Origin of the sequence: Stutzerimonas kunmingensis, from assembly GCF_900114065.1 — a bacterium.
GTDB classification, from domain to species: domain Bacteria; phylum Pseudomonadota; class Gammaproteobacteria; order Pseudomonadales; family Pseudomonadaceae; genus Stutzerimonas; species Stutzerimonas kunmingensis.
Genome location: NZ_FORS01000002.1, coordinates 467,335 through 494,190, shown reverse-complemented (window position 1 = coordinate 494,190; position 26,856 = coordinate 467,335). Strand labels below are relative to the sequence as shown.

20 protein-coding genes are annotated in these 26,856 nt (G+C 62.8%); 13 read left to right on the top strand and 7 right to left on the bottom strand.

Going from position 1 to position 26,856, the window contains the following annotated elements; all coding sequences use genetic code 11:
* Positions 1-4: 4 nt before the first annotated feature.
* On the top strand, positions 5-2,197 hold the full coding sequence (gene traD / locus BM275_RS06725; RefSeq protein ID WP_090520109.1) for a type IV conjugative transfer system coupling protein TraD: 2,193 nt from the start codon (positions 5-7) through the stop codon (positions 2,195-2,197).
* Complete coding sequence (locus BM275_RS06720; protein WP_090520108.1) at positions 2,194-2,943, top strand: TIGR03747 family integrating conjugative element membrane protein; 750 nt, start codon at positions 2,194-2,196, stop codon at positions 2,941-2,943. Before traD ends, BM275_RS06720 begins: the two co-directional genes overlap by 4 nt.
* 53 nt (positions 2,944-2,996) lie before the next feature.
* Here BM275_RS06720 and BM275_RS06715 read toward each other — a convergent pair whose 3' ends face one another.
* The 7 genes from BM275_RS06715 to BM275_RS06685 all read right to left on the bottom strand — a co-directional run bounded on the left by BM275_RS06715 (position 2,997) and on the right by BM275_RS06685 (position 17,301).
* Positions 2,997-4,751 carry an ATP-binding protein gene (locus BM275_RS06715; protein ID WP_090520106.1) on the bottom strand — a complete coding sequence of 585 codons (1,755 nt, stop codon included), beginning with the start codon at positions 4,749-4,751 and terminating at the stop codon, positions 2,997-2,999.
* A 17-nt stretch (positions 4,752-4,768) separates the two neighbouring features.
* A complete protein-coding gene (locus tag BM275_RS06710; protein ID WP_090520104.1) occupies positions 4,769-7,519 on the bottom strand; it encodes a DEAD/DEAH box helicase family protein in 2,751 nt (916 codons plus the stop codon).
* Positions 7,519-9,237, bottom strand: coding sequence for a site-specific DNA-methyltransferase (locus BM275_RS06705; RefSeq protein ID WP_090520103.1), 1,719 nt, complete (start codon positions 9,235-9,237; stop codon positions 7,519-7,521). The genes BM275_RS06710 and BM275_RS06705 overlap by 1 nt, the downstream gene beginning before the upstream one ends.
* Before the next feature lie 10 nt (positions 9,238-9,247).
* Positions 9,248-11,020: an AIPR family protein gene (locus BM275_RS06700; protein ID WP_228383604.1), complete on the bottom strand. Its 1,773-nt coding sequence runs from the start codon at positions 11,018-11,020 to the stop codon at positions 9,248-9,250.
* A gap of 25 nt (positions 11,021-11,045) precedes the next feature.
* Positions 11,046-14,132 carry a TrlF family AAA-like ATPase gene (locus BM275_RS06695; RefSeq protein ID WP_090520101.1) on the bottom strand — a complete coding sequence of 1,029 codons (3,087 nt, stop codon included), beginning with the start codon at positions 14,130-14,132 and terminating at the stop codon, positions 11,046-11,048.
* Entirely contained in the window at positions 14,129-17,023 is a 2,895-nt protein-coding gene (locus tag BM275_RS06690; protein ID WP_244153862.1) for an SNF2-related protein, read from the bottom strand. The genes BM275_RS06695 and BM275_RS06690 overlap by 4 nt, the downstream gene beginning before the upstream one ends.
* Positions 17,024-17,103: 80 nt before the next feature.
* Positions 17,104-17,301, bottom strand: coding sequence for a helix-turn-helix domain-containing protein (locus tag BM275_RS06685; protein WP_023095491.1), 198 nt, complete (start codon positions 17,299-17,301; stop codon positions 17,104-17,106).
* A gap of 207 nt (positions 17,302-17,508) precedes the next feature.
* Between BM275_RS06685 and BM275_RS06680 the strand changes: the two genes are divergently transcribed.
* The 11 genes from BM275_RS06680 to BM275_RS06630 all read left to right on the top strand — a co-directional run bounded on the left by BM275_RS06680 (position 17,509) and on the right by BM275_RS06630 (position 26,694).
* Complete coding sequence (locus tag BM275_RS06680; RefSeq protein WP_033999109.1) at positions 17,509-17,889, top strand: integrative conjugative element protein, RAQPRD family; 381 nt, start codon at positions 17,509-17,511, stop codon at positions 17,887-17,889.
* Positions 17,886-18,119: a TIGR03758 family integrating conjugative element protein gene (locus tag BM275_RS06675; protein ID WP_003050225.1), complete on the top strand. Its 234-nt coding sequence runs from the start codon at positions 17,886-17,888 to the stop codon at positions 18,117-18,119. Before BM275_RS06680 ends, BM275_RS06675 begins: the two co-directional genes overlap by 4 nt.
* Before the next feature lie 16 nt (positions 18,120-18,135).
* On the top strand, positions 18,136-18,495 hold the full coding sequence (locus BM275_RS06670) for a TIGR03745 family integrating conjugative element membrane protein (protein WP_023095489.1): 360 nt from the start codon (positions 18,136-18,138) through the stop codon (positions 18,493-18,495).
* Between the two features lie 12 nt (positions 18,496-18,507).
* Entirely contained in the window at positions 18,508-18,918 is a 411-nt protein-coding gene (locus tag BM275_RS06665; protein WP_023095488.1) for a TIGR03750 family conjugal transfer protein, read from the top strand.
* Positions 18,915-19,607 carry a PFL_4703 family integrating conjugative element protein gene (locus tag BM275_RS06660; protein WP_003821110.1) on the top strand — a complete coding sequence of 231 codons (693 nt, stop codon included), beginning with the start codon at positions 18,915-18,917 and terminating at the stop codon, positions 19,605-19,607. Before BM275_RS06665 ends, BM275_RS06660 begins: the two co-directional genes overlap by 4 nt.
* Positions 19,604-20,521 carry a TIGR03749 family integrating conjugative element protein gene (locus tag BM275_RS06655; RefSeq protein WP_033999106.1) on the top strand — a complete coding sequence of 306 codons (918 nt, stop codon included), beginning with the start codon at positions 19,604-19,606 and terminating at the stop codon, positions 20,519-20,521. Before BM275_RS06660 ends, BM275_RS06655 begins: the two co-directional genes overlap by 4 nt.
* A complete protein-coding gene (locus BM275_RS06650) occupies positions 20,511-21,929 on the top strand; it encodes a TIGR03752 family integrating conjugative element protein (RefSeq protein ID WP_033999105.1) in 1,419 nt (472 codons plus the stop codon). The genes BM275_RS06655 and BM275_RS06650 overlap by 11 nt, the downstream gene beginning before the upstream one ends.
* Positions 21,910-22,350 carry a TIGR03751 family conjugal transfer lipoprotein gene (locus BM275_RS06645; RefSeq protein WP_033999104.1) on the top strand — a complete coding sequence of 147 codons (441 nt, stop codon included), beginning with the start codon at positions 21,910-21,912 and terminating at the stop codon, positions 22,348-22,350. The genes BM275_RS06650 and BM275_RS06645 overlap by 20 nt, the downstream gene beginning before the upstream one ends.
* Entirely contained in the window at positions 22,350-25,217 is a 2,868-nt protein-coding gene (locus BM275_RS06640; protein ID WP_056930805.1) for a conjugative transfer ATPase, read from the top strand. The genes BM275_RS06645 and BM275_RS06640 overlap by 1 nt, the downstream gene beginning before the upstream one ends.
* A gap of 13 nt (positions 25,218-25,230) precedes the next feature.
* Positions 25,231-26,016, top strand: coding sequence for a DsbA family protein (locus BM275_RS06635; protein ID WP_056930806.1), 786 nt, complete (start codon positions 25,231-25,233; stop codon positions 26,014-26,016).
* Between the two features lie 183 nt (positions 26,017-26,199).
* Positions 26,200-26,694: a JAB domain-containing protein gene (locus BM275_RS06630; protein ID WP_056930807.1), complete on the top strand. Its 495-nt coding sequence runs from the start codon at positions 26,200-26,202 to the stop codon at positions 26,692-26,694.
* The last annotated feature ends 162 nt before the right edge of the window (positions 26,695-26,856 follow it).

Sequence of the window (26,856 nt, the reverse complement as noted above, 5' to 3'; positions counted from 1 at the left end):
AGCCATGTCGGGGAAACAGCCGGTCGAGGTACTGCTACGCCCAGCGGTGGAGCTATACACCGTTGCCGCATGCGCGGGCGCCGCGTTCCTGTGCCTGGTGGCCCCGTGGTCGCTCGCGCTGAGCCCGTCGATGGGCGTCGGCAGTGCCCTGGCGTTCGGGGCCTACGGTGCCATCCGCTACCGCGATGCCCGCGTCATCCTGCGCTACCGGCGCAACATCCGCCGCCTGCCTCGGTACGTGATGACCAGCAAGGACGTGCCGGTCAGCCAGCAGCGGCTGTTCGTGGGGCGCGGGTTCCTGTGGGAGCAGAAGCACACCCATAGGCTGATGCAGACGTACCGGCCGGAGTTCCGCCGCTACGTCGAGCCGACGCCGGCCTACCGGCTGGCGCGTCGCCTGGAAGAACGCCTGGAGTTCGCGCCGTTCCCGCTGTCCCGGCTGTCCGCGCTCACCGGCTGGGACGTGCCTTTCAACCCGGTGCGGCCGCTGCCGCCTGTGGGCGGCCTGCCGCGCCTGCACGGCATCGAACCCGAAGAGGTGGACGTCAGCCTGCCGCTCGGCGAGCGCGTCGGCCACTCGCTGGTGCTGGGCACGACGCGAGTCGGTAAGACCCGGCTGGCCGAACTGTTCGTGACGCAGGACATCCGGCGCGTGAACGCTGCGGGCGAGCACGAGGTCGTGATCGTCATCGACCCCAAGGGCGACGCCGATCTTCTGAAGCGGATGTACGTCGAGGCCAAGCGCGCGGGCCGCGAAGGCGAGTTCTACGTCTTTCATTTGGGCTGGCCGGACATTTCCGCGCGCTACAACGCCGTGGGCCGTTTTGGGCGAATCAGCGAGGTGGCGACTCGCGTCGCGGGGCAGCTTTCCGGCGAGGGCAACAGCGCGGCCTTCCGCGAGTTCGCCTGGCGCTTCGTCAACATCATCGCCCGCGCCTTGGTGGAACTGGGGCAGCGCCCGGACTACATGCTGATCCAGCGTCACGTAATCAACATCGACGCGCTGTTCATCGAGTACGCCCAGCACTACTTCGCGAAGACGGAGCCCAAGGCCTGGGAGGTGATCGTCCAGATCGAGGCCAAGCTCAACGAGAAGAACATCCCGCGCAACATGATCGGGCGCGAGAAGCGCGTGGTGGCGCTGGAGCAGTACCTCTCGCAGGCGCGCAACTACGCCCCGGTGCTGGATGGCCTGCGCTCGGCCGTCCGTTACGACAAGACGTACTTCGACAAGATCGTCGCCAGCCTCTTGCCGCTGCTGGAGAAGCTCACCAGCGGCAAGATCGCGCAGCTCCTGGCCCCGAACTACTCCGACCTGGCCGACCCGCGCCCGATCTTCGATTGGATGCAGGTCATCCGTAAGCGCGCCGTGGTCTATGTGGGCCTGGATGCACTGTCCGACGCCGAGGTCGCCGCAGCGGTCGGCAACTCCATGTTCAGCGATCTCGTGTCGGTCGCCGGGCATATCTACAAGCATGGGATCGACGACGGATTGCCGGGCGCATCGGCAGGCACGCGCGTGCCGATCAACGTCCACGCCGACGAGTTCAACGAGCTGATGGGCGACGAGTTCATCCCATTGATCAACAAGGGTGGTGGCGCAGGCCTCCAGGTCACCGCGTACACGCAGACCCTCTCGGACATCGAAGCCCGCATCGGCAACCGCGCGAAGGCCGGTCAGGTGATCGGCAACTTCAACAACCTGTTCATGCTGCGCGTGCGCGAGACGGCCACCGCTGAACTGCTGACAAGGCAGTTGCCGAAGGTCGAGGTCTATACGACCACCATCGTCAGCGGCGCGACGGACAGCTCGGACATTCGCGGGGCGACGGATTTCACGTCGAACACCCAGGACCGCATCAGCATGTCCAGCGTGCCGATGATCGAGCCGTCGCATGTCGTCGGCCTACCCAAGGGCCAGTGCTTCGCGCTGCTGCAGGGCGGTCAGCTTTGGAAAGTGCGTATGCCGCTGCCGGCGCCGGACCCGGACGAGGTGATGCCGGCAGACTTGCAGCAACTGGCCGGGTATATGCGCCAGAGCTACAGCGAAGCGACGCAGTGGTGGGAGTTCACCAGCGCCCCGGCCTTGCAGGACACGGGCTTGCCCGATGACCTGCTTGATGACGTCGCTCCAGCCGAACCTCTCACGGTGACCCCTGCCACCAGCGATGGCACGGGCGACGAGGCCTCGCCATGAAGGACGCCGCCTCGACTGCGCAACGGGAGCAGAACCAGCGCCAGGGCCTGATCGTCGGCACCATCACCTTGCCGTTCCGGCTGCTCGGGGTGCTGATCGGCTCGCTACTGTTCTCGATCGTCGTGGAGTGCATCGGCATGCACCTGTTCTGGAAGGACCAGGGCTGGCGGCACTCGCAGCAGATGTTGCAGTACGAACTTGGGCACCTGTCCAGCCACTTCACGCGCAGCGTGGTCGTGCAGGAGCCGGGGCGCACTGCGCACGAACTGGTGGATACCGGCTACGAATGGGTATTCGTTCGCTCCGGGCTGCTGGAGCGCATGAGCCAGACCGCCGAGCGCGCCCGCGCACCCAGCCACGGGCAGACGCGCAACTTCCGCTACCACATCAGCCAAGTCTATGTCTGGGCCGAGAACTACCTGATTGCCGCGGCCTTCACCACGCTCACGTTCCTGGTGCGCCTGCTGGTTCTGGTGCTCACGTTGCCACTGATCTTCACTGCGGCGTTCGTCGGCCTGATCGACGGTCTTGTGCGGCGGGACGTGCGCCGGTTCGGCGCGGGCCGGGAATCCGGCTTCATCTACCACCGCGCGAAGGCGAGCCTGATGCCGCTGGCCGTGCTGCCGTGGATCACGTACCTGGCCTTGCCGATCTCGGTGCATCCACTGCTGATCCTGCTGCCCAGCGCCGCCTTGCTGGGACTGGCCGTGAGCCTGACTGCGGGTAGCTTCAAGAAGTACTTATAACCACACACAGCACCGAATATCGACGTTCGGTGCATATTTAGAACCGAAGGAGATCAAGAGCTCTCCGTCCGGAGCAGCCACTCAATCTGTCGCCGTGCTGTGGAGATGATCTGTCCAAAGATTCGCTCCTCAACATCCGGCTCACGATTTCCAGTAGGAAAGTCGGCAGACCTGCCTCCACCGACCAACAAAACCTGAACAGCAGAGCCAACGTACTTTGTCAGTTCATGCCTATAGCCGATTGCCTGTACGTAATCACCGTGATTCAGCGCGTGGCTTGGCCGTTTGAATTCGATCAATAAGTACTTGCCGCTCAGATTCTCGTTGAGAAGCAGGTCAGGACGTTTGTCGGCCTTGTCTCCCGTATAGACCTTCCCAAGAACATCTTCCACTTGTCGCCGCAATGTGCTGTTTGAGCTGAACAGGGAATACTCCGGACCAAACACCCACAAGTTACGTTCCAGGGCTTTGTGCAAGACGGCCTCGGTAGTTGTTGCGTCACGAACAAGCAGTTCCAGTTGATCAAGAAAAACTTGGCGCGCTGCGGCTTGCTGAACCAGGAATGCCATCTCTGCCAAGCCAAACTCATCCAGCCGCTCGGCTACCCCTGCAACGTCGCTCGAAGTTGCTTCCGCAATGTGCTCAAGAAGAATACGGTAATCGGATCGTTCCATTGCCTCCAGCAACACATTCACCACCGGCTCGACCTTGCTCTCCGGTTCGCCGTAATACTTGTCGAGGATTTTCTTGATCGCCCGATCTGCAAAAACCCTTTTGTGTTCCGGCAGCGCTGAGAGTCGAGTAAGGATCGCTTTTTGCAGTCGAGCCTGTGCAAGCTGGATCTCTTGCCGGTACTGCTGCTCATACGCCTCCCGGAGAATGGGCTGGACGTATGCCTCAACCTCCTTCAAAAGTTCACTATTCTCAACGGCAGCATCCCAACCAGCCGTGATGTGATCGCGCAGTCCGTCCGCCTCGACTTCGCCGTAGAGCTTGCGAAGTAACTTGCGCGGGAAGTCATCCCGTTGATCCAAGCCAAAGAATCCTGGCCGCCCCACGGCCTTGCCATCCACGCGCAAGGTAATGCCAGGCTGACGCAATCCTGACTTGCCATCGCTGATAGAGAACCGCAGTTTCACCTTGCCCACATTTGGCAAGGACTGATCCTGCTCTGCATAACGCCCTGATACGTCGTCAACATCCAGACGCTTGTCGTCAACCGTGATCGCGAAGTCATCCTGCCGACCGTAATCCTGTAACAGGATCTGGCGTAGGCGGTTGGCATCCGGGTAAGCCAAACCCTGGTGCAAGTCGTTGAGCGTAATGGTTGTCCCGTGGAGTTCGGGCGCGCACGGTTCGCTGTGCAAGCTGATATCCAACTGCTCGATATCTTCAACGCGCGCAAGGTCATCCAAGCGCAGCGAAATCCGGCACAGGCGGCCGCGCGCACGCGTTTCGAGCATCATGGTGGCCGCCGCCATGAGGCCAGAAAACTTGCCGATGCCTTTTCTGCCCTTGACCGGGCGGCTCTTCCCGGCGGTACGTTCTCCGCGCCGTGAGCGGCGATCGGATGCAATGGCCAAATAATGCCGCCGCAGCTCCTCTTCGGTCATACCGCTTCCATCGTCCTCAATGTCGATGGAGCCACCGCTCAGTGGCTTCGGGAGAGTGACAGATACGTGCTCGGCGTCGGCATCCCACGCGTTATCGACGAGCTCCTTCAACGCCCGCTCTGATGACGGGTATTCCTGACTCAGCAATGTGGCGAGTCGGGAATCAACCTGAAAACGCAGCTGGGCACGGCTCATATCAACGCTCCTTCAAATCAGTCCTTCACTTCGAACCGCAGGAAATCGGCCAGCCGCTTCGACTCTGCGATTTCATCGTGTGGCACCAGGATGTATTTCCACGGCTTGCCACCGACGTTTCTGGCGTGATCTGAAGCGTATTTGCACCAGCGCAATGCCGCCGCAGCCTTGGCGACGACTTCATCCGATTTCAGATCGTCGCGCTTCTTGGTCTCGGCCAGCAGGATGAACGCATCCATTTCCACCACGAAATCCGGCACGTACTCCGGCTGCTCGGTGCCGAGCTTGTAGTAGATCTGGAACTGTCCCTTCGCGGGCTTGAACCACTTGTTCGCGTCGCGTTCGAGGATGACGGCGAAGCGGCGCTCGGTGTCCGAGTCGAACTTTTGCAATGGGTAAAGGCACTTGGTGAACCCGCCGAACAGCATCTGCTTGATGCGGCCCACGTCCTCCACCGTTTCGCGGAAATGGCGCGGGGCTTGTCCCGCCGTAGCGGTGTAGTTGCAGGCTTTCAGTTCCGTGAAGCCGCGACTGACCTGCACCTCGAACTCGGTCGCTTCCTCGAAGAAGTGCGCCATCATCTGCGAGTGGATTTCCTTTGCGATGGTCTTGCGCTGCCCATTCAGCACGTTGACCGCCTCGGATTCCGAGAGGTAGCTCTGCAGGTGCCGCACCATCTGGCCCGCCAGGTCATAGAGCAGGTCGGCGTGGGTGAAGTAGTCGATGTCGTCGAAGTCCACCAGCGCGTGGACGATGTAGTCCTCCGGGCGCTGTTCTTTCAGGCCGATTTCCGCCGCCAGCGTAAATTGTTCGTTGGTGCGCAGCATCTGGCCGACGATCTCGCGCTCGCCCGGTTGCAGGCGAAGCTGGCTCACGTCCAGCAAGAACGGGCGAAAGCCGGTCGTGACCTCACCCTTGGGTACAACGGCAATGCGCGGGATGTCGATAGTCTGTTGCACCACGATCTCGGTGGTCTTGGCTACCACTTTGGTCAGATCAATCACCGGTGCCGCATCGTCCGCGCCTGCCAGCAGGTTGCCCTGCATCGGCTTCAGGCGTTCTGCCACCTCCGCTTGAATGACCTTCTGCACCTCGGGCGTGAGCAGTGCGCCACTGGTCGGCACTAGATCACGCTGCGTCTCCAGCTTGCCGATGACTTCGATCACCACGCGCGCCGCTTGCTTCTCGGCCTCGGTGGTGAACACCGGCGTCGGCGCGGGTTTTGCCTCGCCACCATCCGAGTCAGAGTAGGCAGCCGCCGAGGCTGGATCAACTGCGGGCGCGGCATCCGCCAGTCCAAGCCGCGCTGCAGCACCGGAGCCGACCTGCACGCTTACCTTCTTGTCGTCGGCACTGGGCGCGTCGAGGATGATCTGCTTCAGGCGAATCGGCGAATCGCCACGGTTGGCCTCGTCGATGATCTCCTGAAACTTGTCGTGGGCAACGATGTTCAGGCGATCCACCGCCGCCACGCCGGTGCGCTTGCCATAAGGCAGGCGCAGGCCGCGCCCGATGCTCTGCTCGATCAGCGTGCGCGCGTTGGCGGCGCGCAGCGGCACGATGGTGTAGAGGTTGGTCACGTCCCAGCCCTCCTTGAGCATGTTGACGTGAATCACGATCTCGGTCGGCTCGTCCACACTCTCCACAGCCAGCAGGCGCGAAATCATCTCTTCCTCTTCCGCGCCGGTGCGGCTGGAATCGACCTGGATCACCTTGCCCGCGTAACGCCCTTCGTAGAAGGCTTCCGATTCCAGAAGTGCCAAAAGACTCGCAGCGTGCGTGGTGTCGCGTGCGATGACGAGCATGAAGGGCTTCACCGGCTTGACACCGTTCTCGCGGGCATAAGTGAGCAGCTCGACCTTCGTGGTTTCGTGCAAGCGCACGCCGTCTTCCAGCTTGGTCTTCTCCACTTCTTCCGGCGTGTGGTCGCTGGCCTTGAAGTTGCGTTGGGTGACAACCGCAGGCTCCTTGACGAAACCATCCTCCATCGCCCGCGCCAGCGGGTAGTCCATCACCACGTTCTTGAACGGCACCGGCCCCTTGCTGCTTTCGACGAACGGCGTCGCCGTTACTTCCAGGCCGAACAGCGGCTTCAGCTCGTTGATGGCACGCACGCCCGCGCTGGCGCGGTAGCGGTGCGATTCGTCCATCAACAGCACCAGATCGGGCAGGTTCGCCAAGTGGTTGAAGTAGCTGTCGCCCAGCACTTCCTTCATCCGCTTGATGCGCGGCTCCTTGCCGCCGCGCACTTCGGAGTTGATCTTGGAGATGTTGAAGATGTTGACGCGCACGTCGTGGGCGAAACCCTGCGGTTGGTCGTCCACCGCTGCGCCAGTCTGGTCGTAGTTGTCACCGGTGATGATCAGCGGTGGCTGCTGCGCAAACTCGGCAATGCCCTTGAACACGTACTTCGGCATGTTGCGTGTGAAGTCCGTGATCAGCTTGTTGTAGATGGTCAGGTTGGGCGCGAGCACGAAGAAGTTGTTGATGCCATGCGCCAGATGCAAATAGGCGATGAACGCGCCCATCAACCGCGTCTTGCCGACGCCCGTGGCCAGCGCGAAGCACAGCGAGGGAAACTCGCGCTCAAAGTCCTCCAGCGTGGGGAACTCGGCCTTCAGCGTGGAAAGAACGGCGGCGATATCCCGCTCATGGCCCAAGAGGTCAGGCGAGGTTTCGAGCGCGCGAACCAAGCGTTTGAGAGATTCCTCCTGCGGCGGGCGCAGCGACAGACGACCGGTGACGGCGTGCAGGACACGGCTGTTCATTACTCGTTCTCCCCAAACAGACCGCCCTGATTCAAATGCGCAGCGGGCACTTTCCTGCTCTTGGTTTTCTTGTTCGCTCCGGCGGCTGCCGAGGCATCAACGGGATCGGGCTTGGCCATCGGCAGGTTCGCCACGTTGAGGCTGTAGTCGTCGTGGCCCCATTCGCAGCGGGCCAGCACCATCTTCGGAATCTTCTTCAAGGTCAGGTTCGGCCAGCGTTCTGCCGCCTTCGCCGCTGTCACGCCTCGGAAGGCAGAGCAGCAGACCAGCAGGCTCCGGTCGGAACCCACTTCGTCGGAGAGTGCCTGCAACTGGTCGGCAGACAAGTTCTGCGTGGTGACGTAGATGAAGTCGCGCTCGCTGGAGTGGCCGTGCTGCCACCACTGCACCTCGGAGGGTGCGTAGGTAAAACCTTCCACTTTCGCCAGCGCTTCGGCTAGTTGCGCGGCGTTGTATTCAGGATTGATGACCGGGTTGCCCCAGCGGTCGTTGACGATCAGGCTGGGCGCGAGGCTGTAGTAGCGGAAGCCGCCTCCGCCTTGCCAGTTCACGCTTTCCGTGACGCCGCCTTTGTCTTCACCGGCGATGACTTTCTGCAGGCGCGGAATGATGTGCGTGTGACAGTGCTCTCCCAGTTCCACCATGATCCAGCGAAGGCCCATTTTGTGCGCGACCGCGCCAGTGGTTCCAGAGCCGGCAAAGGAATCGAGGACAAGATCCCCGGGGTTAGTAGACATATCAAAAATGCGCTTCAGCATGTCTTCTGGCTTTGGAGTATCAAAAACATCTTCTCCAAACAATGTCTTTTGATGCGCCTTGGTTTGCCGTGTTGTGTCGAGGTCATTCCATATCGTTGGATAAGGCCGCGATGGACTATCCGGTGCAAACTCTCGGGTATACGGAATCCAGCCGGTTTCGCGCTTTTTCCAAATCAACTCGTTTTTTTCAATCAAATCCTCAACAGAGGTTTTCCCCATTGCCCATCGTGCCTCCCTGCCATCATCGTGAATCGGCAGTACTTCCGTTCCGTCAGGAGCGGTTAATGGAAAGAACATCGACGGACGGTCAGAGCGAAGGCTATTCTTGCCGTTCTTTTTCAAGAGACGGTCGCGATACGGTCTGTCAGATTCGGCATCTGGCTTACGGTACGCCGCCAATATCGAATCATCGTATTTCTGTCTGAATGGGCGAGATCCAGGAGTTTTCGTAAAACACAACAAATACTCGTGATCTGGCGTGATTGGTACTTTGTTATCGTTCGGGCTATCTACCTTTTTCCAGATAAACGTCGTGACGAAACAAGCTCGTCCAAACACCTCATCGCACAGCACCTTCAGGTATTGCGCTTCGTTGTCGTCAATAGTGATCCACAGCGAACCATCATCTGCTAGCAATCGCCGAATGATCTCCAGCCGGTCGCGCATCAGCCCCAGCCAAATGGAGTGTTCTAATCCATCGTCGTACTGCTTGAACGCGCTGCCTGTGTTGTAAGGCGGGTCAATGAACACGCACTTCACCTTCCCCGAGAACTCTTGCTCGAGAGCCTTCAGCGCCAGCAGGTTATCTCCGAAGATCAGCCTGTTATCGAAGATATCGTTCTCTGTAACGCGATGCGGGGCGTGGTACGACTTGTCCGGGTCTTCGAGCAGAATGCGCGGCTCCAGCTTGGGGCGCTTTTCCTTGCCGATCCATGTCAGTTCTAGTTTTTGCTTGCTCATGGCATCGCTCTCATAGTTGGGGGGCCTTGCCCGACAAGTAGTCGAGCAGGCGCTTGCGCGGATAGGCATCCGCCGCAGTATCGATATTGCGCAGAGTGGGTAGCGTTGGATCGGCGGTCAGCGCGAAATGCGTTTCCATCAGGTCGGCCATGAACGAGGCGACGCTGCCCTGATTGCGGAAGTAGGCCAGTGGCCCCTCGCCGAGCAGGCGTTGCCGCCCGAGGTCGAAGGTCTGCTGCCGCAACTCGTCGAGCGGCTGGCTGATCAAGCCGGGAATTGCTGCGGCGTCCATGACCGTCGCCGCGCCGATGCGTTGGCGCAGGCGCTTCATCATCACAGCCGTGATGACATGAGTGGCGTGGCGGTAGATCAGCTTTTCTTGGCTGCGCGCCGCCGCCTTCTGCTCGTAGTCGACCACCAGCGTGCGGATGGCCCGGTGGCACAGCACGGCGTTGAGCAGGGCCACGCCGGTCAGGGTGGCCGGGAACAGCGCCTGGTATTCGGCGGATTCCGGATTGGCCAGCCGCGCCGGTTCGCTTTTGAGCCAGACCGCGTAGCGCGGATCGTCCTGGCGCGAGGCGAGCGCGCGCAGCGCCTCGTCGAGCGAAATAGCCTGGAGGCCGGTGGCCGAGGCTTCCGGACGGTAGTGGTAGGCGAAGCCGAGATGCGCGATTTCTTGCCGCAACCGCTCCTGGTTTTCGTCCAGCGAAGCGAAGTTCGCTGTCTGCACTGGGTTCTGGTGGTTGCGCGCCTTGGTGACGCGCTTACCGAACGGGCCGTCCGCCGGGGCCTTGATCAAGGTGAGCATCACCTTGGCATCGTCGATGTTGCTGCCTGGATGCTGGGCCACGAACTCGGCGGCGGACGCGACCGTCTGCGCGCCGTTGATGATCGACAGGCCACGAACCTTGAACTTCCGGAACCCACTGCTGGGGTTCTTTCCCTTCAACTCAATCTCGTCGCAGACCGCCGTCACGCCGTTGTTGAGGTAGAAGAAGCTGCCGGGATCGTCGCGCAGGGTCGTCTTGATGGCCTTGTTGACGTCGGATCGGCTGCTGCCGAGGAAGTAGCGGATGTTGCGCTCGTACAGCGCCTTGCCCTTGTCCTTGTGCAGCGCGACCAGGTCGGTCAAACGGGCGATGCCGTAGTACGTCGTGCGCGGGTTCTCGACCTTCGCGTGCTTCTGCAAGGCGATGTCGGTATGAACCGGCGGATAGGCTTGCTCCGCCAGCAGGTCGCGGGTGATGTCGACTGCCGCGTAGTAGTCCACCTGCTTGTCGAGCCGCTCTTCGTCGAGATCATCGTCGTCCAGCAGCACTTGCAGCGCATCGATGGCCGACTGCGACACACCGTCCCCAGTGTAGGGCACGACCAGTTTGATGCGACTGCACGCATCGAGCGCGCCTTCGATCTCGGCCTTGCGGTTGTGGACGTTCCCATTGAACCCGGTGAAATCCTGCTTCAGCAGCAGCCGGATGCCGGTGCAGAACGATTGTGCTTCATCCTGCTTGAACTGCTCGGATTCCTTCAGCTTGGTTTGCAGGAGGTAGAGCGTTTCCGTGGGGGCGTGGTAGTGGATCGCATCCAGCCCCTTGTCGTTGAAATCGTCCACCACGGAAGCGGCGGCGTCCTTTGGCGTGATGTTGAGCAGCTTGTTCAGGGCGAAGGCGCTGAAGGCACGCGAGAGCTGCTTGGCAGCCTGATCCTCCGGCTTCGCCGCACCCAGGAGGGGCGGAAGGAACGGCACGAAGCGCTCCGCCAGAATCTTCTTCAGGACGGTCATGTGCTGTGGTTCAAGGGCCGCCATGTCAGTGGTACTTCCCGTAGCGGTTCTCGAATGCGGGTTTCGTCCCCTCCAAGATGGTCACGACAGCTTCGTTCAGCCCCGTGTTCTCGATGGCTCCCGATTCGTAGCGGATAGTGGAGTCCGATGCGCGGTCGAATCTTGCGTGGATGATTTGTTCGGCGTCGCACACAACCGCCAAATTGGGGTTGTGCGTGACCATGATGATCTGCCGCTGCTTTTTGGCTTCGGAGAGAACGGGAACGAGCAGACGGAACACCGTCTCGTTGTCAAGATTCTCTTCCGGCTGATCAAGAATGATGGGGGTTTTTCCCTTGTCCACCAGCAAGTAGAAGATCAGCAAGAGCGCGCCACGTTGACCAGGGGACAGTTGCTCGATCTGCGTGTCCTGGAAGAGGAGCGAGTAGCGAGGCTCAAGGAAGTTCAAGCCAAAGATGAGGTCATAGACGGCCGCGGCCGGCTGCCCCTTCTTCAGCAAACTGAATATCCCGGCATCCGAGCCGGAGGCCTTCGCCGCTGCCAAAACCTTCTCCTGCAAGGAGGCAATGAAGGCTAGCGCCCCATCCTTGCTGTTCAGGTCATGGCCATCGAACAATCTTCTGATGGTCGCCGGTGCTTCGTCCTGCCCGCGAAAGTCACCTGCGGTCTGCTTGATCAGAGCAAACAACTGGTCGGCGATGGCGTCGGCGGATGCCGCCAGCGTTGCCTGGAACTGCAGCCTGTAGTCCTCGCGTATCAGGACATTTTTCTGAATCAGGTCTTGCACCGGCTTGAACAGTTCCGCACGTGCACGCCGCTGTGCATCGAGGGTATCGAAGATTTCCCCGGACAACTGCAAACGCCTCGCTTCCAAAACCTTGAGCTGCTGCGGAAGCTCCTCGATCTGCTCGATTCTGGTTTCCAAGCCGACCTTGGTCTCAGGGTCGGTGATTGAGCCGATGAGTTCGTCGCGCTTCGTGTTCCATTCCGCAAGCTGGCGCTGGTAGGCCTCATATTGCTGTTGCGGCGCGTTCAACTTTGCGGTGAAACCTTGCTGGGTTGCAGTGGCGGAATTGAGGACTTCCGCCAGTTTTTCAGCCTCGATCTTTATCTCGCCTTGCTTCGTCGCCAACTCGGTCGATTTTTCTTCCAGAACGGCGGTCTTGATGTCGATGGCGGCAAGATCGGACCAAGCGAAGCCAAGAAGATTGAGATCGTCGGAGACGGTTTTTTCGGCTTGATCGAAAGCACGTTGCAGCAATCTCAACTGCTCACGAATATTTCCTATGGCCTTTTGACGTTTGGCCAGTTCAGTGGTCTCGCCAGCGATCTCTTGGCTGCGCTTTCTGGCAGCGTCCACCTGTTGACTTGCTGCCGCCAAGCCTTCAGCCGCTTGTTTCTGCTCGGGGCTCATAGCTTCGGTCGGCACCGCAACCTCCGCAGGCTTCAGCTTGTCGTGTTCCTCGATCTGCTTGCTCTTCAGCAGGAGCAGATCAGTGAGTTTTTTCAGTTCAATGGGTTGAAGCTGCTCCTCGATGCGAACGATGGTTGCGTTGGTCGATGTCAGTTCCTTGCGGTATTCACCCAATCGGTTCCTGAGCGATTGCTCCTGCTGCTCGGTCAACTGATCGAAGTCGAGTGCGCCAAGCCTCATTTCTTCGCTCGCATGGGAGAAGATCACTGACCTCAGCTCTTTCTCAAATGCGTTCGACTTACCCGATACGTGCTCATTGCAAAGCTCTTCGAAATAGCCCTGCGGGATGTAGCGAACAAGCTCGGCCTTCTCCTCTGAAGGTGACTCATTCAACGGCCTGGACTCGGTGCTTTCGTCTCGCCAGGTTAGCGTTCCGGTGAAGTGGCGAGCGGGCTCGCCGGTCTTGCCCCAAAAGCGATCCCTCTTCAAGAAGCTGAAGTGCTTGGACTGCTTGGAGTTGCCGAGCGTCGCGATGACATCCGCCAATGCACTCTTGCCACTTCCCTTGTTCCCAATAACGGCGACAAGATCGGGGTTCAGCAGGATGTCACAGCCATGCAGCCACCGCCCAACGCCAGCCTTGTCCCCTGTTTTGGTGATCTCGATCGACTCGATGTAGAAGGTCTTGTTGGACTCGACTTCTTGAACCTTGGGCGGCTTGTCACCAATGAAGGAGCGTTTCGCTGGCTCAAGAATGGCTTGCTTGAGGCCGTGGAACGTCGGGTCGGCTTTGATCCACGTCCTTTTCCCGGAGGGGAAGTCGCCATAGCCCCGCTTGTTGTTGTCGCCAGGTGTTCCAACGAAGCAGTGGGCGTCGCTTCCTGAGACTGCCAAGCGCGGAATATTATTCAGACCTGCTTGAAAATTCTTGAACCACTTGGCGTTGCCGGCTGTCTGCTCGCCAACAAATGCGCCACGCAGGTCGGTGTCTCGTGTCTCGAAGATCGGAGAAGTTTGAAAGAGGTTCATGGCATAGGCGTAGTGCTCTTGCCACCCAACCTCGGCCAGTCCGTCATTCGTATCAAACGGCATAAGGCCAATCGCGTGCTCGTTCGGGACCTTCCGAATCGCTTCCCTGTATGAGTCAGCGTTGATCTCCGCAATCACCGCCCCAGCAAGCAGAGCCTTCTCGTCGGAAGCATCTACATCGGCCTTTTTGAAGCCGTGATGCTTCAACTTGTCCTCGCCGACCTTCCTGGCAAGCTCTCTCAACGCAGGCTCGGAAAGTGGCCTGTCCACTAACTCAATGCGCAAGGCAGATATGAAATCCCTGAGCACCTGTTCATCGACCTCGTTCGAGAACAGTACGTGTGCATTCAGTCGCCCCTTCATTGGCGCGGCAAGCCGAAGTTCGATCCCTGGAAGGACGGTTTTTTTCAGGACGGGGGCGTCCTCGTCCTTGAGGCGCTTTCGTAGTGCAAGCCAGCCGTCAAAGGTCCAGTAATCCATGATCGCGAACACAGCCGGTTCTGCCTTGTTCATGGCTTCGATCATTTCATCGACCAGCTTCTTGCTCTTTGCAGAAGAGAGATCGACATCGAACCTATCTCCCGACCAATGAAACGATGCTGGTGTATGGACATGCAGATCCCACTGCCGCCAAATTGCACCCCGAGAAATATCTCTTTTTGTCATCATGTCAGCCCCCACTCGATAGTGAACAGCGTGCGCTCTTCCACCCGTTGATGGAGCTGCACCTCCAACTGACTGATCAAGTCGTTGCGCTGCGCTTCGACCTCATCCTGCCGATTGAACAGTTCCCGCCGCAGCTTGCTGCGCTTGCCTTCCAGTTCGCGCTGCTTCTTCTGCCATGACAGTTTTTCTTCCAGCGTGGGCGAGGTGGCTGCCGTGCGGCGAACTTCCTTGATCTCGCGGTCGATCTCCTTGATTTCTTGCTCAAGGCCGAGTTTCAGGTCATCGGCCCAGGCGTCCAACTTCTGCACTTCCTGCTCGAAGTAGCCAAGGTTGCGTTGGTTGATGTCGCGCAGCAGCTCCGTCTTGCGCGTTGCCACGTTGGCTACCAGCGTGGCATCGCCTGCGTTATTGAACAGGCTCGCTGCCTGCGTGGTCGCGGGCAGACGCAGCAGCTTCTCCGGGTCTTCTTCGTCCAGCGACACACCGTCAGTGGTGGTGGCTGCAACCAAGAGATGCTGCTCCTGATTGCCCAGGGCTTCGACGACAAGCAGCTTGAGCGTGAGCCAACCAGCCTTGCCGCGATACGGCTCCAGGGTGCTGACCTTGCTGCCGTAGCCGTCGTAGTCGAACACCAGCTTGGCCCCGCCGAGCGGGCGGGTCTTGGCCTGCTGCGCGATCCACAGCGCCAGCGGATGATTGATGCGGTACAGGTGCGCGTCGCCGGAGCGGCGTGGCAGTTCATAGCGCCCCAGTTCGATGCCTTCAATGCCGCTGCCTTCGATGCCATCCGGCGCGCGCCGCAGGTGAAAGCCGTCGTCATCGAAGCTGGCGCAATCGCCCAACTCTGCCCGACTCAAGTCCATCAGCATCCGCTCGAAGCGGCTGCGGGCGCTGCGGCTGTCCTCGGCGCGGACGCGGAGTTTGTCCTGCACTTCCTCGTCGAAGTTCTCCAGCAAAATCTGCCGGGTCTTGACCATCGCTTCGCTGATCTCGCCGGAGAGGTCAAGTTGGAGCTGTTCGAAGCTGGCCTTGATTTCGCTCGGGTTGCGGCAGTTCTGGTAGATGTCAGCGATGCGGCGTTCAAAGTCCACGCCGGAGCCAATCGTGCCGAGCACTTCATCGCTGGCCCCGAACACGCCGTCGAACAGTTGGAATTTCTGCTCCAGCAGTTCGTACACGCGGGCGTCGGCCTCGTTGCTGCGATCCACAAAGTTGACCACTACCACGTCGTGCTTCTGCCCATAGCGGTGGCAGCGCCCAATGCGCTGCTCAATGCGCTGCGGGTTCCACGGCAGGTCGTAGTTGATGACCAGTGAGCAGAACTGCAGGTTGATGCCTTCCGCGCCCGCTTCGGTGGCAATCATCACCGTGCCGCGTTCCTTGAAGTGCTCGACCAGTGCGGCGCGCGTGTCGGCGGTCTTGGAGCCGGTGATGTGGTCAGTGCCTTCGTGGCGTTTGATCCAGTCCTTGTAGATGGCCTGCGCGCGGGCGTCGCTGTTGGTGCCGTTGAAGAGGACGATGCCGTCGCCGTAGGACGTGTCCGCCAGCAGGCTCAGTAGGTAATCCTGCGTGCGCCTGGATTCGGTGAAGATGATGGCCTTCTTGGCCGCGACCAGCCGATTCAGTTCGGCGAATGCTTTGTCCAAGGCGGTGAGTAGCGCCTTGCCTTTGGCGTTGTCGCGGATGCTGGTGGCCAGCGTTTTGAAGTGGCGCAGCTCGTCGATCTCGTTGGAGATGGCGGTGCGCTCCTCTTGGCTAGGCCCGGCAGCATCCGCTGCCGGGTCGTCCTCGCCGTCGGCGAACTCCTCGGCGCCGCTTTCGTCAGCAACCTCATCGAGCGACTCGTAGTCTTCGTCCAGCTCGTCCGTCAGATCGACCACCGGCGATGCATCGAGCACGCCTTGCAGGCGCTTGGCCATCGTTTCCAGCGCGCCCGCAATGGCGTGCGTGCTGGACGCCAGCAGCTTCCACAAGACGAGGGAGATCAGTTGCCGCTGGCTTTGCGGCAGCGCTTGCAGGTTGGGGCGGCGCAGGTAGTCGGCGACGAGGCGGGACAGTTCCTGCTCCTCGTTTGACGGGGTGAATTCCTGCACGATGGCCTTGCGCGCCGTGTAGGAGACGTAAGGCTGCACCTGCTTGCGCAGGGTGCGTTTGCAGACGGTGGCCAGCCGTTCGCGCAATGCTCCGAAGGCTTGATCGCGCCCGCTGGAGGTGAATTGCGCGCGGAAGCTGTCGAGGTCGCCGAATACACGATCATCGATGATGCTGACGAGACCATAGAGTTCGACCAGCGAGTTCTGCAAAGGCGTGGCAGTGAGCAGCACCTTGGAATGGACGTGCGCCATTGCGTCTTTCAACGTCTTGGCGATGACGTTGCTGGTCTTGTAGACGTTGCGCAGGCGATGGGCCTCGTCCAAGACGACCAAGTCCCACTCGATCTCCTTGATGTCCTTGGCCTTCGCCTTGGCGAACTGGTAGGAGCAGATGATCGGGCCGGAGGACATCAGAAACGGGTTTTTCCGCTCCTGCTTGCGGATGGCGTTGTAGCTCTTGGCTTCGAGGATCAGCCCTTGCAGGCTGAACTTGTCCTGCAACTCCTGATGCCACTGTTTGCGCAAGTTGGCCGGGACGATGATGAGCACCTTGCGCCGTCTCTCCGCCCAGCGCTGTGAAATCACCAAGCCTGCCTCGATGGTTTTGCCAAGACCCACTTCGTCGGCCAGTATGACGCCACGCGAAAGCGGGTTGCGGCAGGCAAAAAGGGCGGCGTCAACCTGATGCGGGTTGAGATCGACCTGCGAATCGACCAGTGTCGAGGCCAGCGATTCAACGGTGTCGCCCGCCGCGCGACGGGTGAGCAGCCACGCGACGTACTGGCTTTGATACGGCGTCAAAGGTTGCTGCGTCGTCAACGGTGATTCTCCCCTTGTCCTGTCCCGGACTTGATGTGGTGGCAAGTGTGGCAAAAACTCACTCAAGCCCCCGGCTTCTGCTTGTTGGTGCTTTCGGCAATCCAGCGCTCAAGATCAGAACGACAGAAGCGCCAGGTTCCCCCCAGCTTGAACGCGGGAATCTCTCCCTTTTGAGCCAGGCGATAGACCGTCCTTTTTCCTGCTTTGAGGTAAACCGCCACCTCTTCAAGTGTGAGGATTTCGTTTTCGGCATCAGTCATCTGCAAACCTTCTCGGTTGGTCTTTCATAGCCTTAGTTTGCCAAGTCTGCTCAATTCTACTAACGAACACTTGTTGCAGGCCACTATTCAGTTGGCGAGTTTCGAAGCTCTCGATAACCCGGTTACCGCGCAGTTCCTATTGTTTGCAGCATGAAGTCGCCCTGATCTCCACGATCAAGCCATTGCTGATCACACAGGAATGGCGCGATGTTGGCTCCGGTCTGGCAGCGCGCCGCGCATCGCGGCGTGCCCATTTTTCTCGTGACGGCCCTGCTGCTGGGTCAGTCCCCGATGGCGTTGGCCGAGTCCCCCGCACAGCGCCAGGAGCTGGTCGCCGCGCTGCGCCAGCTCGATGCGCTGGAGCGCACCGTAGCCGACAGCGCCGCGCGTGCCCCCATCCAGCCGGGCGAGCGCTACCACTTCGATTACCCGCGGCTGCTGGCTGACCTGGCGCGCGTGCGCGCCGGCATCCAGGCCCATCTCACACCGTCGCGTGCCCAGCCGCGCGACCCCTCCGAACTGGCCGGCGACTACCGCACCGAGCGGGCCGCCTCGCCATCGCCGACGACTACGGAAGCCAAGCAATGAACGGCGCCCAGGTCTCGGCATTTCAAGCCAACAGCGGCATCGCACCTTCGGCGATGGCGACCGTCCTGGTCGGCGTCGTGTTCGCGGTCCTGCTCGTGTGGGGCGTCTGGGCCATCCGAACGGCCTACGTGGGGTGGTCCGAGAGCCGCCTCAACCAACGCCAGTTCCTCGGAGTCTGCATCCGCTTCGTCGCGATGTACCTCGTCCTGAGCTTCTTCCTCCTCTCCTGACCTGAAAGGCACGACCATGCAAAACCGCATCCTCCATTCCCGTCTTGCCCAGCGCGCCGCTGTGGCACTGGGCGCCGCCGCGCTGCCCGCGCTGTCGTTTGCGCAAGGCTTGCCGCAGTTGGAGAACCCGACCCGCGGCACCGGCAACGGCATCATGGAAACGATCAGGAACTACGGCTACGACATCATCATGCTCGTGGCGCTCCTGGTCGTGGCGTCGATGTTTATCGGCGTCTGCTACCACGCCTACGGGACCTACGCGGAAATCCACACCGGCCGCAAGACCTGGGGCCAGTTCGGCCTCACCGTCGCGATCGGTGCCGTGCTGCTCGTGATCGGCATCTGGTTGCTCACCGAAGCCACCGGCATCCTGTAAGGCGAGGCCGGTATGTCCGAGCAGCAGCACGTCCGTGCGGACGGGACGGTCACGTTCCTTCCGCACCGGCTCAACCGCCATCCCGTTGTTGTGCGCGGCCTGACCGCCGACGAGCTGTGGATCTGCTGCGGCCTGTCCGGCGCCGCCGGCCTGCTGGTCGGCGCGCCGCTGTCCTGGGCGTTCCGCACGATCGCCATCGCGCCGACGTTCGTCGTCCTGGGTGTGGCCCTGGGCGTCTTCATCGGCGGCGGCATCCTGCGCCGGCTCAAGCGCGGGCGTCCCGACACCTGGCTGTACCGGCAACTGCAATGGCGCATCGCCACGCGCCATCCGCTGATGGCGGGCTGGGTGAGCGGCCACGTGCTGATCTCGCGCTCCGGCTTCTGGACCACCCGAAGGTCTGCCTCAAGGGGGACACGATGAGCCGCTTCAAGAACGAGATCACCCACCTGCAGGCGCACATCAAGACGCTTCGCCTGGGTGCTGGCGCGCTTGTCATCGTCGCCCTAGTCATGGGCGGTGGATGGTGGAGCGCGCCGCGCGACCTGACCATCCACGTCCCGCCCGACCTGCGCTCCGGCAGTACCCGCAAGTGGTGGGAAGTGCCGCCCGAATCGGTCTATGCGTTCACGTTCTACGTGTTCCAGACCCTCAATCGCTGGCCGACGAACGGCGAAGAGGACTACCCGCGCAACCTCCATACGCTCTCGCCGTATCTCACCCCGTCCTGCCAGGCCTTCCTGCGCGCGGACTACGACTACCGCCGCAGCACGGGCGAACTGCGCCAGCGCGTGCGCGGGATTTATGAAATCCCCGGCCGCGGCTACGGCGACGACCCCACGGCGCGCGTGCGCGTGGTCTCTGACCGCGACTGGGTGGTGACGCTCGACATCACCGCCGACGAGTACTACGGCGCCGAGCAGGTCAAGCGCGCGCTCGTGCGCTACCCGGTGAAGGTCACGCGGGTGGACGTCGATCCCGCCCGCAACCCGTTCGGCCTGGCGCTGGACTGCTACGACGGTGCGCCCCAGCGCATCAGCGCCCCGGAGCCGACGCGCCCGGCGCCTGGCGGCCTGTCTCCGCAAGCGCCCCAAGGAGGAAACACCCCATGAAGCATCCTGTACTCGTGCTGCTGGGGCTGCTGGCCGCGGCCGCGGCACCCGTCTCCCATGCTGTGGAGATTCTGCGCTGGGAGCGCATGCCGCTGGCGGTGCCGCTGAAGGTCGGCCAGGAGCGCATCGTGTTCATCGACCGGAACGTCCGCGTGGGCGTGCCTGCGGGCGTGGGCGAACGCCTGCGCGTGCAGAGCGCGGGTGGCGCGGTGTACCTGCGGGCCAGCGAGCCGATCGAGCCCACACGGCTGCAATTGCAGGACGCCGACACGGGCGCGCTGATCCTGCTCGACATCGCGGCCGAGCCGCCCAAGGACGGCGAAGCCGAGCTGGAGCCGGTGCGCATCGTCGAGGGCAGCAGCACCCTGACGCGCTATGGCGATCAGGCAGGCGGTGCCGATGAGGCCCCGGCGCGCGCCCAGGGCCAGGCAGTCGCTCGGGCTGCGCGGCGCGAGACGCCGATTCCGGTCGTCCTGACGCGCTTCGCTGCGCAGAACCTCTACGCGCCCCTGCGCACCGTGGAGCCGCTGCCCGGCGTCATGCGGGTGAACCTGCGCCGCGACCTCGACCTCGGCACGCTGATCCCGACGCTGCCGGTGCGCGCGGTCGCGCTCGCGTCGTGGCGTCTGGAAGACCAGTGGGTCACCGCCGTGCGTCTGATCAACAGCAGCAGCGGCTGGGTCACGCTCGACCCGCGCGTTCTGCAAGGCGATTTCCTCACCGCCACCTTCCAGCACGAAGCGCTCGGCCCCCGCGGGACGCCCGAGGACACGACCGTCCTGTACCTGGTGACGCGCGGGCGCGGCCTGGCGCAGTCAGTGCTGCCGGCGATCCACCGCTTCGACCCGGCTGCGCACCTGCCACAGCCGGAAGCTGAAGCCGGCGACGGCAAGGAGACCCGCCATGCGCAGTAACGGCTTGCTCAAGTGGCTGATGATCCCGGTCGCCTTGCTGGTGCTGTTCGTTGCCATCCGGCTGTTCTCCGGCGGAAGCACGTCGGCACCGCCCGCCGCGGATGCCGGCTCCAAGCTCACGCCGGAGGAAATGAAGGCGTTGGGCATCGAAGGCGATACCCCCCGCGATACCGTGGCAACGCTCGTCGCCCAGGTGAAGCAGTTGCGCACCGAGCTTCAGACCGCGCTGACCGACAACAAGTCGCAGCGCGAGGAAAACCAGCGGCTGCGCCAGCGCGAGAATTCCATCGATCAGCGCATCAATTCGGCCCTCGAATCCGAGCGCTCCAACCTGCGCCGCGACCAGGAACAGGCGGCCAGTGCGCGCCAGCAGACCGAAGGGCTGCTCGCCGACCTGCAGCGGCGTCTGGACAGCATCGGTGGGCGCGGCGGCGGCCATGCCGATCTGCCCGTGGGCCTGGGGCTGCGCGATGGCGACGAGGCCGGCATGGAAGGCGGCATGCGCTGGGTCGAACCGGATGATGCGAAGAAGGCCGAGGGCCGCAACAACGGTCGTGGCGCGGGCAGCGGCATGAGCTTCCCGACGAGCTTCGGCCCGGCGCAAAGCACGCTGGAAACCACCGCGGAAACCGTGGCGAACGCCGGCGCACGTACGGCAGGCGTCAAGAGCGCCAAGCCGGTCTATACCGTGCCGACCAACTCGACACTGATGGGGTCGGTCGCGATGACGGCGCTGATCGGCCGCGTGCCGATCGACGGGACGGTGAACGATCCGTACCCCTTCAAGGTGCTGGTCGGGCCGGACAACCTCACGGCCAATGGCATCGACATTCCCGACGTGGCCGGTGCCGTGTTCAGCGGAACCGCCTCGGGCGACTGGACGCTTTCATGCGTGCGCGGTCAGGTGCGGAGCATCACCTTCGTCTTCCACGACGGCACGATCCGCACGATCCCCGAAGACCGCGAAGGCAATCAGCAGAACAACCAGCAGCGCGACGGCCTGGGCTGGATCAGCGACCCGCACGGCATCCCCTGCGTCAGCGGCGAGCGGCGCAGCAACGCCCAGCAGTACCTCGGCTCCCAGGCCCTGATCACCGCGGCCGGCGCCGGCGTGGCCTCGCTCATCGAAAGCGACAGCGGCCGCATGTCCTACGTCGGCCCGGACGGCGCCATCGGCACCGTGGGCATCAGCGGCCAGGAAGCAGTCGGCCAGATCCTCGCGGGCGGCGTGCGGGACATGTCGGCCTGGGTCAACAAGCTCTATGGCCAGGCCTTCGCCGCCGTGTATGTGCAGCCTGGCGCCAAGGTCGCCGTCCACCTCGAAAAGCCGCTCGCCATCGATCACGACCCCGAAGGCAGGCGCGTCGATCACCGTGCAGGAGAAAGCCATGCGCTCGAACTCGATTAAGGGCCTCGCGCTGGCCCTCGCCGTCGTCGTGCTCGGCGGCTGCGCCACCAGCAAGGAAGAGCTGCTGACCCATAGCGACCGCACCATGATGGACGTCTGGCAGCAGGAAACGGGTGGCGGCGGCAGTGGCACCGGCCAGGTCGCCCGCCGGCAGTTGCTCGACGCGCGCCAGAGCCTGCGCCGGCCGCTGACCGACGCCAATGTGCAGGCCGCGCCCGCCGAGCAGATGCGCTACACGCGCACGGCGCAGAGCGAGGTCTATCGCCAGTTCCAGCGCCTGCCCAATCCCGATCTCGTCATGTACGTGTACCCGCACCTGGCGGGCACGGACCCCGTGCCGGTTCCGGGCTACACGACGGTCTTCCCGCTGTACCAGCGCGTGCAGTACGCCATGCCCGGTGAACGGCTGGAGGACTATTGATGCGCTGGAAACTTCCCTGGCCGAAGCTGGCCGCATCCGGCACCGGCGACGAAGAGAAGCCGGACGGCTGGCAGCGCCACGTCGAGGCCTTGCGCCAGGCCGGCGTCCCCGAACCCGGTGCAGCGGTCCAGGGCCGCAGGCCGGCGACGGTAGCCGACGAGCAGGCGCTGTACGACGTCGCACCGTCGTTCGCGGAACTGCTGCCTTGGGTGGAGTTCCTGCCGCAGTCGAAGTCCATGCTGCTGGAGGATGGGCAGTCGGTCGCTGCCTTCTACGAGCTGGTGCCGCTGGGCACCGAGGGCCGGGAACCCGGCTGGCTCGCGCATGCCCGCGACGCCTTGGAGAACGCGCTCCAGGACTCATTCGATGAGCTGGACGAAAACCCCTGGGTGCTCCAGCTCTACGCCCAGGACGAGCCCAGCTTCGACCAGTACATGCAGACCCTGCGCGACTACGTGCAGCCGCGCGCCCGCGATACCGCGTTCACCGAGTTCTACCTGCGCTTCTTCGGCCACCACCTGCGCGCGGTCGCCAAGCCGGGCGGCCTGTTCGAGGACACGGTGGTCACGCGGCTGCGCTGGCGCGGCCAGACGCGGCGGGTGCGCATGGTGATCTATCGCCGTGCCACCGGGCAGGCAAGCCGCCGCGGCCAGACGCCCGAGCAGATGCTGAACATCGTTTGCGACCGCCTGTGCGGCGGCCTGGCGAACGCCGGCATCCAGGCACGGCGCATGGTCGCAGCCGACGTCCACGACTGGCTGCTGCGCTGGTTCAATCCGCGCCCCGCGATGCTCGGGCCGAGTGCAGAGGACCGGGAGCGCTTCTACGCGCTGGCGCGCTACCCCGACGAGGCCGAGGACGGCGAAATCGAGCTGGCGAGCGGGCGGGATTTCAGCCAACGCCTGTTCTTCGGCCAGCCGCGCTCCGACGTGGCGCACGGCACCTGGTACTTCGACGGCATGCCGCACCGGGTTCTGATCACCGACCGTTTGCGCATGCCGCCTGGCACCGGACACCTGACCGGTGAGACCCGCAAAGGCGATGCCATCAACACGCTGTTCGACCAGATGCCAGAAGACACCTTGATGTGTCTTACCATGGTCGCCACGCCGCAGGATGTGCTGGAAGCGGATCTCAACCACCTGGCGAAGAAGGCCGTGGGCGAGACGCTGGCGTCGGAACAGACGCTCAAGGACGTGCAGGAAGCTCGCTCGCTGATCGGCAGCGCGCACAAGCTCTACCGCGGGACGCTGGCGTTCTACTTGCGGGGGCGTGACGAAGCCGAGCTAGACCGGCGCGGCCTGGACCTGGCGAACGTGATGCTCAACGCCGGCTTGCAGCCGGTGCGCGAGGACGACGAGGTGGCGCCGCTCAACAGCTACCTGCGCTGGCTGCCGTGCTGCTACAACCCCGGCCAGGACCGGCGCAAGTGGTACACCCAACTGATGTTTGCCCAGCACGCGGCGAACCTGGCGCCGGTGTGGGGCCGTGCCCAGGGCACGGGGCACCCCGGCATCACGATGTTCAATCGCGGTGGCGGGCCGATCACCTTCGACCCGCTCAACCGCCTGGACCGGCAGATGAACGCCCATCTGTTCCTGTTCGGCCCTACCGGCTCGGGCAAGTCAGCGACCCTCAACAACCTCTTGAACCAGGTCACGGCCATCTACCGGCCGCGGCTGTTCATCGTGGAGGCCGGGAACTCCTTCGGCCTGTTCGCAGACTTCGCCCGGCGCCTGGGCCTGACCGTGAACCGCGTCAAGCTGGCTCCTGGCTCGGGCATCAGCCTCGCGCCATTCGCCGATGCGCGCCGGCTGATCGAAACGCCGAGCGACGTGCAGACCCTCGATGCCGATGCGCTGGACGAGGACCTGCCGCCGGATGCTTCGGCCATGGAGGCGGACGAGCAGCGCGACGTGCTCGGCGAACTGGAGATCACGGCACGGCTGATGATCACCGGAGGCGAGGACAAGGAAGAAGCCCGGATGACGCGCGCAGACCGCTCGCTGATCCGCCAGTGCATCCTCGACGCCGCCGAGCACTGCGTGGCCGAGAAGCGCACGGTGCTCACGCGCGACGTGCGCAACGCGCTGCGCGCTCGGGGCCAGGACCCGACGCTACCCGAGATGCGCCGCGTACGGCTGATGGAGATGGCGGACGCGATGGACATGTTCTGCCAAGGCACCGACGGCGAGATGTTCGACCGCGATGGCTCTCCGTGGCCCGAGGCAGACATCACCCTGGTCGATCTGGCGACCTACGCGCGGGAGGGCTACAACGCGCAGCTCTCCATCGCATACATCAGCCTGATCAGCACGGTGAACAACATCGCCGAACGAGACCAGTACCTGGGCCGGCCTATCGTCAACGTCACAGACGAAGGACACATCATCACCAAAAATCCATTGCTTGCGCCCTACGTGGTCAAGATCACAAAAATGTGGCGCAAGCTCGGGGCCTGGTACTGGCTGGCTACACAAAATATCGACGATCTGCCGCGCGCTGCAGAGCCCATGCTCAACATGATCGAGTGGTGGATCTGTCTCAGCATGCCCCCCGATGAGGTCGAGAAGATCGCGCGGTTCCGCGAACTTTCGCCCGCGCAGAAGGCGCTGATGCTGTCGGCACGCAAAGAAGCGGGGAAATTCACCGAGGGCGTCATCCTCTCCAAGAGCATGGAAGTGCTGTTCCGCGCCGTGCCGCCGAGCCTGTACCTCGCGCTCGCGCAGACCGAACCCGAAGAGAAGGCCGAGCGATACCAGCTCATGCAGCAGTACGGCTGCACCGAACTCGAAGCCGCCTTCCGGGTCGCCGAGAGGATCGACCAAGCGCGCGGCATCGAGTCGCCGGCCTTGGAACTGTCGTAAGCCGGAGAGTGCCATGGAGCAGAAACGTCCTTCCATCCCGATGCAGGTCCAAGCGTTCCGTCGCCGCCACGTGCGGCCCCGCTGGCCTTGGGCCTTGGCCGCTGCACTGGTCGCGCTGCTGCTGATCTGGGGCGTGTCCCGGTCGCCCGACGAATCCTCGCCGCAGCCGTCCACGCCGGTCAGCACGGCCCAGGTCGCCGGGCCGCCCTGGCAGATGGGCAACGCCGAAGGCCGCTTCACGCTGACGCTTTATGCCGACCTGGAATGTCCGTTCTGCCGGGAGTACTTCCCGCAGCTCAAGCGCTGGGTCGGCAACAACACCGACGTGGCACTGCAATGGCACCACCAGCCGCTGGCCGCGCACGAGCCCGCCGCGTCGGCCGAGGCGCGCCTGGTCGAGTGCGCCGCCGAAGCGGGCGGACATGCCGCGTTCTGGCAAGCCGTCGAGTGGGTCTATGCCCACACGCGCAGCGATGGCCAGGGCCTGCCCGATGGCCTGCGCTACCCCGAATCGACGCCGGCCGTCGAGCAGTGCCTGGCGAGCGAGCGGGCCGATGCGCTCATCCGCGCCCAGGCCGCGGAAGCCACCAAGAGCGGCGTGAACGCCACGCCGTCGCTGCGGCTGCTCGATCGCCAGACGGGTCAGGCCATCCTGCTGCAGGGGCCGATCGAGGGCGATGCCTTGCTCTCGGCCATGGACATGCTGGCAGCCGAGGACCCGACCAGTGACGTGGCGGCCTCGCCCGCCACCCCCACATCCGAAATGCCTGCCGACGCTGTCGGCGACATGCCCAGGTAGCCCTCGGTCTTGGAGGCTACGGCGCGGCTTGCCACGCTGACCGCGACCCGTTCGCTTCGCATCCTGGCTGCGGACAATCACCGCTGCGCGGTGGTGGATGCACCTTGTTCCGCTATTTCCATCCCCAGGAGGGCTTGCCCTCCCAGGGGGGGCGCCCTCCGTTCACATTCTGGAGGTTTGCCCATGTCTCTCGTCGCCAATGACTCCTGCGTGGAGCCACGTTTTGCACCAGCGTCCCAATCCGATGACTGGATCATCCGGCAAGCCATCGCGCTGCTGGAGCAGCGTGTCTTCAAGAAGGGGCCATCCCTCGAACGGCCCGCCGCCGTCAAGGACTACTTGAACCTGAAGCTGGCAGCCGAGCCCAACGAAGTCTTCGCCATCGTGTTCCTCAACAGCATGCACGAAGTGCTGGCCTACGAACCGATGTTCAAGGGCACGGTCCATTCGACCACGGTGCATGCGCGCCCGATCCTGCAGCGCGCCTTGGAACTGAACGCCGCCGCGGTCATTCTTTCGCACCAACACCCTTCGGGCTGCACGGAGCCGTCAAGCGCGGACCGCGCGTTGACCCAAACGCTGAGGGCTGCGTTGTCGCTGATCGACGTGAGGGTGCTGGATCACCTCATCGTCGGCCAAGGCACGCCGTACTCGTTCGCGGAATCCGGCCTGCTGTAGCAACGGCATCGGCTCCTTGATCCACGCGGAGGCTTCGGCCTCCGCTTTTTCATGGGCGCGAGACAAGCAGGTATGCGGGCGGTGCGCGATGCGCATTGTTTGTTGGGGCCGCATCGGCTTCGCGTTTGACTACTGCTCTGATCAACTTCAAGGGCGCGCGAC